This is a genomic window from Geomonas sp., assembly GCF_035254065.1.
Taxonomy (GTDB): Bacteria; Desulfobacterota; Desulfuromonadia; order Geobacterales; family Geobacteraceae; genus Geomonas.
Map to the genome: position 1 here is coordinate 1 of NZ_DATFBA010000060.1, position 6991 is coordinate 6991.

Annotated in this window: 9 protein-coding genes and 1 pseudogene; 7 read left to right on the forward strand and 3 right to left on the reverse strand. The window is 59.8% G+C overall.

Going from position 1 to position 6991, the window contains the following annotated elements; all coding sequences use genetic code 11:
• Positions 1-7: 7 nt before the first annotated feature.
• Genes VJ604_RS19245 through VJ604_RS03165 form a run of 3 tightly spaced genes read left to right on the forward strand, consistent with a single transcriptional unit; the run spans position 8 to position 1170 of the window.
• Positions 8-127 (forward strand): GSU3529 family protein, encoded by a 120-nt coding sequence (locus VJ604_RS19245; RefSeq protein ID WP_349256662.1) that lies wholly within the window; start codon positions 8-10, stop codon positions 125-127.
• Positions 120-701 (forward strand): TlpA family protein disulfide reductase, encoded by a 582-nt coding sequence (locus VJ604_RS03160; RefSeq protein ID WP_324079931.1) that lies wholly within the window; start codon positions 120-122, stop codon positions 699-701. The genes VJ604_RS19245 and VJ604_RS03160 overlap by 8 nt, the downstream gene beginning before the upstream one ends.
• The gene (locus VJ604_RS03165) at positions 679-1170 is read left to right on the forward strand and encodes a nitrous oxide reductase accessory protein NosL (protein ID WP_324079932.1); all 492 of its coding nucleotides are present in this window, start codon (positions 679-681) and stop codon (positions 1168-1170) included. Before VJ604_RS03160 ends, VJ604_RS03165 begins: the two co-directional genes overlap by 23 nt.
• Before the next feature lie 128 nt (positions 1171-1298).
• Here VJ604_RS03165 and VJ604_RS03170 read toward each other — a convergent pair whose 3' ends face one another.
• Together VJ604_RS03170 and VJ604_RS03175 are read right to left on the reverse strand one after the other, a co-directional pair.
• Complete coding sequence (locus VJ604_RS03170; RefSeq protein ID WP_324079933.1) at positions 1299-2564, reverse strand: chloride channel protein; 1266 nt, start codon at positions 2562-2564, stop codon at positions 1299-1301.
• Position 2565: 1 nt separating this feature from the next.
• Positions 2566-3081, reverse strand: a complete 516-nt coding sequence (locus VJ604_RS03175) for a MarR family winged helix-turn-helix transcriptional regulator (protein WP_324079934.1) — start codon at positions 3079-3081, stop codon at positions 2566-2568.
• A 175-nt stretch (positions 3082-3256) separates the two neighbouring features.
• On the opposite strand from VJ604_RS03175, the gene pal reads away from it, so the two are divergent.
• On the forward strand, positions 3257-3847 hold the full coding sequence (gene pal / locus VJ604_RS03180) for a peptidoglycan-associated lipoprotein Pal (protein WP_324079935.1): 591 nt from the start codon (positions 3257-3259) through the stop codon (positions 3845-3847).
• A 59-nt stretch (positions 3848-3906) separates the two neighbouring features.
• On the opposite strand, the gene VJ604_RS03185 is transcribed toward pal, so the two are convergent.
• Entirely contained in the window at positions 3907-4404 is a 498-nt protein-coding gene (locus VJ604_RS03185) for a MarR family winged helix-turn-helix transcriptional regulator (protein WP_324079936.1), read from the reverse strand.
• 981 nt (positions 4405-5385) lie between these two features.
• Here VJ604_RS03185 and VJ604_RS03190 point away from each other — a divergent pair.
• From VJ604_RS03190 to VJ604_RS03200, 3 genes and pseudogenes are all read left to right on the forward strand, one after another.
• Positions 5386-6207, forward strand: a complete 822-nt coding sequence (locus VJ604_RS03190; RefSeq protein WP_324079937.1) for an IclR family transcriptional regulator — start codon at positions 5386-5388, stop codon at positions 6205-6207.
• Positions 6208-6287: 80 nt separating this feature from the next.
• On the forward strand, positions 6288-6599 hold the full coding sequence (locus tag VJ604_RS03195; RefSeq protein ID WP_324079938.1) for a DUF485 domain-containing protein: 312 nt from the start codon (positions 6288-6290) through the stop codon (positions 6597-6599).
• A 23-nt stretch (positions 6600-6622) separates the two neighbouring features.
• Positions 6623-6991: pseudogene (locus VJ604_RS03200) on the forward strand (cation acetate symporter); the annotation flags it as partial.

Below are 6991 nucleotides of genomic sequence, written 5' to 3' on the forward strand. Positions count from 1 at the left end.
GCAATCGGTGGAGTTGCTCCTTGCGCAGGTTCGGGATTACGACACCTATGCCGGCGCTGGCTGCTTCGATTCGTCGGTTACGGCTGAGGCCATCAAGCGCACCCTCCAACTGATTCGCAATGGGTAGAGGGAGGCGCTTCCGGGGATTCTGCAGGGCGCGACCACGCTGCGTCTTCCTCCTCCTGCTCCTCACGGTCTTCACCCTGCTGGCATTTTGTGCAGGGTGCGACAGTAACGTCGCCAAGGTGGGCGCACCAGCCCCCCCTGTCTCAGGGAAGGACATTCACGGCGCCTCCTTGTCCCTTGCTGCCGTGAGAGGGAAGGTGGTCGTTCTCTATTTCTGGACCAATTCCTGCTGCGGCGGCTCCCTGAAAGAGAGCCTGGAGCCGGTCTTCCAAAGGAACAAGGATAAGGGGCTCGCCGTCATCGCGGTGAACGAGTACAACGCCCCCAAAGAGGTTGCCTCCCTGGCGGCCAAAGACCGGCTCTCCCTCCCCATCCTGTTGGATTCAGACTCGACCTGGGCCAGGGATTATCTGGTCTTTGCCTACCCGACCGCTTTCATCATCGACCACAACGGCATAGTCAGGCAGAGGGTACTGGGACAGGTTTCGGCAGCCAAGCTCGAACAGCTCGTCCTGAAACAGCTGGAAATCCACCAAAAGTCGGAGACTGAATATGAGAAGACTCATCATCGCTAGCCTGCTCATTGCCGTGGTCGCGGGGGTTGCCCTGGCTGCATCTCCTGATCTCGACCAGTTCGCTACCTGCAAGTACTGCGGGATGGACAGGTCGCAGTACAGCCGCAGCAGGATGCTCATCCAGTACGATGACGGCAGTTCCCTGGCAACCTGCAGCCTGCACTGTGCAGTTGTCGACCTCGCGGTCAACATAGACAAGACACCCTTACATACCTATGTCGGCGATTGTCAAAGCGGCAAGCTGATAGATGCGGAAACCGCCGTCTGGGTAATCGGAGGGAGCCGCCAGGGGGTGATGACCTCCAATCCCAAGTGGGCCTTCGAGACCAGGGAGAGGGCAGAGAGCTTCGTACGGGAAAACGGCGGGACGATCAGCACCTTCGACGAATCGGTGAGTGCCGCCTACCAAGACATGTACAGGGACACCAAGAAGATCCGGGAGAGGCGCAAAGCGAGGCGCGGTCAATAGCGGAGGAACCAGATGCTTGGCGCATCCTCACGCCAAAGACCTGTTCAGGTTCTGCCTGGACCCGAACCGCCATGCTCCGGGCAGGCCTGCAGCAACTGCCGCGCGCCACACCGAAACCTCCCACAGCCTTATCCTTTGCGGTTCTTGTTGGCCAGGAACCGGTACAGGGGGACCGGCATGAACTGCTGGCCGATCCTGCGGGCCAGGAAAGCGGCGACCAGGAAGGGGATGATCAGTATGTGCTCGTCGGTCATTTCCATGATGATGATCACCGCGGTGAGCGGCGCTTGGATCGCACCGGAGAAGAAGGCCACCATGCCGAGCAGTGCGCAGACCTTGAAGTTTGCGAAGTGGCAGATCTTGGCGACGCTGAAGCCGAGCCCGGCCCCGATGGAGAGGGAAGGGGAGAAAATTCCGCCGGCCATGCCGGAGAGGTAGGAGAGGACCGTGGTGGCGAACTTCTCCAGGCCGAACAGCAAAGGCCATCCGTCCAGATTCGAGCTTTGCAGAAAGGAGCGGGTGATCTCGTATCCGGAGCCGGCAGTGTTCGCGTTGCTGAAGAAACCAAGGGCGGCGCAGAGGATGCCGCAGTACAGGGCCTTCTTCCATGGTTGCCGGGGAAGATGCACCAACTGGGGATAGGCCAGCAGCCTGGCAAAAGCACCGCCGAACAGGCCGCCGACGACGCTTAAAATCAGTGTCTCGGGTACCAGGATCGAGGTGGAACTGGCCACGCTGGGATGCCCGAAGTAGAGGTAGTTGCCGGAAAGGGCCATGGCTGCGATGCCCGAAAGTATCACGGCCAGCATGATCATTTCCCTGAACTGTCCCAGTATCCCTTCAGTCACTTCCTCGATGGCGAAGGCGATTCCCGCCAGCGGGGCATTGAAGGCGGCGGCGACTCCGGCTGCCGCGCCCGCCGTCAGGAAAGTCTGGAAATGAACCTGCGGAATCACCTTGCGCGTTAGGCGGCCGAAAAAAGCGAAAACTGAGGCGGCGATCTGAACAGTGGGCCCCTCGCGCCCGATGGAGGCCCCGGCGACAATGCCTACCGCGCTGGACATGACCTTGACCGCCGCCGTTCTCAAGGAGACCAGTGAACTTAGCCAGGACGGCTCGGCATCTTCGCTGTTGTTGGCCTGGTCGATCGCCTCCAGAACCTGCGGGATGCCGCTGCCGCGGGCGTCGGGCCCGAAGGTCTCCACCAGCAGGGTGGCCGCGACGAACAGCAACGGGGTGGCGACCAGGAACAAGTACGGGTGGCGATGAACGGCCGCGAAATAAACGCTCTGAGCCGCCGCGATCAGGCGGGCGAAGAGTACGGCAGCGGCACCGACCAATGCGGCGGCTGTCCAGACGGTGATCTGCAGGTAGGTTCTGTTACGGAATCTCATATCACTTGACGTCCAACCCACGCTTGTTTTCGGTTTTCGGAACGTTCAGCTCGCTCGACAGCAGCAGTTGCGGTGCGACGTCCCTTGCCCCCAGCATCAGGACGAGCTCTTCCAGGCCGTCCCATATCTTTTGCAGTTTCTCCTCAGGCAGTCGTTCGAGTCCCCTGATCAGCATCCCTTGGGCGACCTCCGGTGCATTGGTCAGCAATTCCTTTCCCTGCTCGGTCAACTCCACCTCGATCATCCTGCGGTCCGTCTTGGACCGCGTCTTAAGCACCAGGCCATGCACTTCGAGGCGGTCGATAATGCCCACGATGGTGGTGGGGTGCAGGTACATGCGGCGGGCGAGTTCAGCCCCGTTTATCGGGGCACCTTCGGCAATTGCCTTGATCGCCCACAACTGCGGCCCCGTGATGCCGGTTTCCCGTTCCGCCAGCTTCGATTGCTCGTTAACCACCTGAAAAACCCTGCGTATGTTATCGATGATCTCTGCGACCTTGCAGCTGGCATCGCCCATAGCTTCTCCTGAAAAAATGTGTTGACATAGGTCCGTTCTGTACAAATAATATGCATACCAATTATTGTTGCACAAACGTAATGGCCGGGCAACCCCTTTTGCCACAGGTAAGGAGCCACCACGCTTTAAGCGCTGGTCATGATAAGGGAATGGCACACCAACAGGGGAGGAAGAGATGAGAAACGGAATGGGGGGATTGCTGTTACTGGTATCTTGTGGAGCGGTGCTGGCGAGCGGATGCGCCAAGCACGAGATGGTGAAGAAAGACGAGGGGATCGCCCAGGTAGCCGCCCCGGTGGCCGCTCCCGTGAAGCAGGAGGCCCCCAAGGCTGTAGCCAAACCGCAGTCGGTCGAGCAGAAAGTTGTGGAGCAGCCGGTCGCGCCGGCGGCGTCGGATGCCCAGCGGCAGGCCAGGGAATTGGCGGCTCTGCAGAACGACCTGCAGAAGATCTACTTCAACTTCGACTCCGCCAACCTTTCGGAGCAGGCACGCAACAACCTGGTGAAGAATGCGGACCTGCTGAGGAAGTCTGAGAAAGCCAAGGTACGCATCGAGGGGAACTGCGACGAGCGGGGCTCCGATGATTACAACCTGGCCCTGGGTGAAAAGCGCGCCAAGGAGGCCAAGCAGTACCTGGTCGGTTTGGGCATTTCCGGTGACCGACTGAGCACCGTGAGCTACGGTAAGGAGAAGCCGGTTGCTGCGGGCCACGACGAGGCCAGCTGGGCCAAAAACAGAAGGGACGAATTCGTCATTTTGCGGTAGGTGACTTACCGAAAGGCCCTGCCCCGTAACGGGGCAGGGCCTTCTTTACGCGACCTGCTTCACTGCTCGTCCGGAAGGTTCACTTCCGAGGAGAGGAGGAGCTTGGGAGGTAATTCCTGTGCTCCCAGGATCTGGACGAGACGTTCCAGTTCGGTCGATATCCGCATCAACTCATCATCATCAAGGATTTCCAGTCCCTTGACCAGGAGCCCCTGGGCCACTTCTGGCGACTTCGCCACCAGTTCCTTCCCCTGTTCGGACAACTCTATCTCCACCACCCGCCGGTCTTCCTGAGAACGGGTGCGAACCACCAGCCCGTGCCCTTCCAGGCGGTCCACGATCCCCACCACCGTGGCCGGGTGCAGGTACATGCGCCGGGCAAGCTCCGACATCTTGATCGGGGCACTGTCGGCAATCACCTTGATCGCCCATAGCTGAGGGCCGGTGAGGCCGGTTTCCCGTTCCGCCTTCTTGGAATACTCGTTGACCGCCTGGAACACACGCCGGATGTTGTCGATGATGTCGGCTACCACCGCAGCCTTATCGGTTGTTTTCATAGATCCCCTTGCCTAGCTGAGTTCTCGGCAGACACTTCCCCCGCATCTTCTTACCACAGATAGCCTCCAAAATAGAAATTTTTCCTCATTTGCCAGGCGCTTCTCCTCTGTCGCAAACAGTGCTCGGGTCTCTGTCGCCCTTTCGCTGCGGTGTCGGTGTGGTGACGGGCGCACGTTTTGGCAAGAAACACTCGAAAAAACATGGTGATATGCCTGTGCGCGCGCAGCATGAAAAAATATATTGCTTTTCTGTATAATGGTGTTATATTTGCCGACAAAGTTTGTATACAAACAATTGCGGCACAAAAAAGAAGCTGACTCATTCCCTAAACTCCCTTGGCACGAACAGCCGGTGCGCCGATGACCAAACGATTTTCCCTGACATTGCTGGCGCTTATCCCCGGATTGTTCCTCATCGTACTCGGTATGAGGAATCCGGCGCTGGAGCACGGCCACGGCCCGAAACAGCGGCCGAGGGCGGTGGTGGAAAAGGTCGCCAAGTCGCCCGTTGTTAAAGCGTGTACCAAGATTCCACTGGATGCTCTGCCTCAGGCTGCACCTGCCACCGTTTCCAGGGTTATCAAACCATACGTTTTCATCGCCTCCGCCATCCCTCGAATTGCCTCCCCCACCCGCCGTTCCCGTAACAGCCGAGCTCCCCCCGCAGTCACCTTTCGCCGTAGCTAACCTTATCCGTCAGCAGTTCACCATTTAGAGTCTCCCCTCCGGTTTCCACGGCGCCTACATGGCCGTCGACGGGAGAGTGAGTTCGTCACGGCCACGTGGCGCAGACGCTGGCAGTGCCATCTTGCCGTCCGGTTCGGGAGCCCCCCTATCCGCACCAGCTCGGTGGAGCTTCGGGCGCGTGCCTGCGCGGTCGGTGGCTTGGCGCTTGCCATCTGTGTCGCGCCAAGGCCCGGTCTCCTGTCATAGGATCAGCAGCCGGTGCTTGACCGGCAATGTAAGAAAGCGGGGTCGCAAATGAAAGAATTCGATACGAACTACACCATCCGCAACGTCAAGAAGGCCCTCGAATTGATCGAAAAGCTGGCCGAAAGCAGGGAAGAACTGACCCTTCCCCAGCTTGCCGACAGTGTCAGCTTCACCCGTAACCGGACTTTCCGCCTTCTCGAGACCCTGATCGAAAAGGGGATGGTGGAGCGCGATTCGGTATCGGGCGCTTACCGGCTCGGCGCTAGCACCGTCGCGCTTGGCCAAAAACTGGCCGGCACTGCCAATCTGGCAACCCACACCAAGTCGGAGTTGCGCAGGTCCGCCGACGGCTCCCATCTGGTCAGCTACGCCCACCCCATCCTCGAGGAACTCGCCCGCAGGCACGAGGAGGCTGTCTACATGACGGTCATCAAGGACAACGAGGTGCTGTTTCTGAATATGGTCGATTGCGCCCGGCCCGTCAAAGCTGAGCCGCTGGTCGGCCGGAAGTTCCCCTTCTTCACCAACGCCGCCGGGAAGGTGATGAAGGCCGTGGATTCCTGGGATCTGCTGGAAAGACTCTGTAGGAGAGAGGAGGGGCGGGGGAAACAGCCGGATCTGGACCAGCTCGCCATCGAACTCCAGGAGATCAGGGCCACCGGCGTGGCGGTGGACCACGGGGGGCTGGGGGAGGGGATCATCAGCGTGGCCGTTGCCGTGCGGGACTATGCCGGCAAGGTGGTCGGTGCCATCACCATGCTGGGGCCCTCCTTCAGGATGCTCGCCGAGCGGGTCGAGCAGGAGATCATCCCCTCCCTGCAGGAGGGGGCCGGAGTCCTCTCCGCCCGGTTCGGCTACCTCCCTGCCTGAGAAGAAAACAGGACCGTTATCATTAGTCGAGAACACCTTTAACCCAAGCTGAGCAACCTAACCCAAGATGGAGGTACACCATGGCAGAAAAGAAGTACGACTGGTCGGCAATCGCCAAAAATCCGAAGTTCGTCGAGCTACATCACAAGAAATCGGCCTTCCTGTTCGGGTGGTGGATCTTCTCCTGCGTGTACTATTTCTTGCTCCCCATCGGGGCGGCATATACCCCAGGGGTGTTCAAGGTGAAGGTAATCGGCGCGCTTAACTTCGGATACCTCTTTGCCCTTTCCCAGTTCTTCGTTTCCTGGGGGATCGCCCTTTACTATTCGCACGTCGCCAACAAGGACTTCGACCGGTTGACCAGGGAACTGATCGACGAACTTAACGCTTAAACCAAAGACAAAGGAGGATTCCCATGACCTTGAAGAAGATCGCCATCGCCGCCATGCTGGCACTGTCGGTGGCAGCCGTCGCCCACGCCGAGGACGCCTCCAAGGCAACTGCTGCGGGCGCCGCCGCTCCCGCTGTCAGCGCCCCTGCCGCGGCCCCCGGTGCCGCCGCGGCAACCGACCCGGCACCAGTGGCCAAAGCCGCCGTGGCCCCCACGCCCGCAGCACCTGTCAAGAAGGAACTGAAGGCCAACAAGACCATCACCATCAGCATGTTCGCCATCATCATCGCCATCACCATGGGGGTCGTGGTGTGGGCCGCCAAACAGACCAAGAGCGCCTCAGACTTCTATGCTGCCGGCGGCGGCATCACCGGCACCCAGAACGGCTGGGCC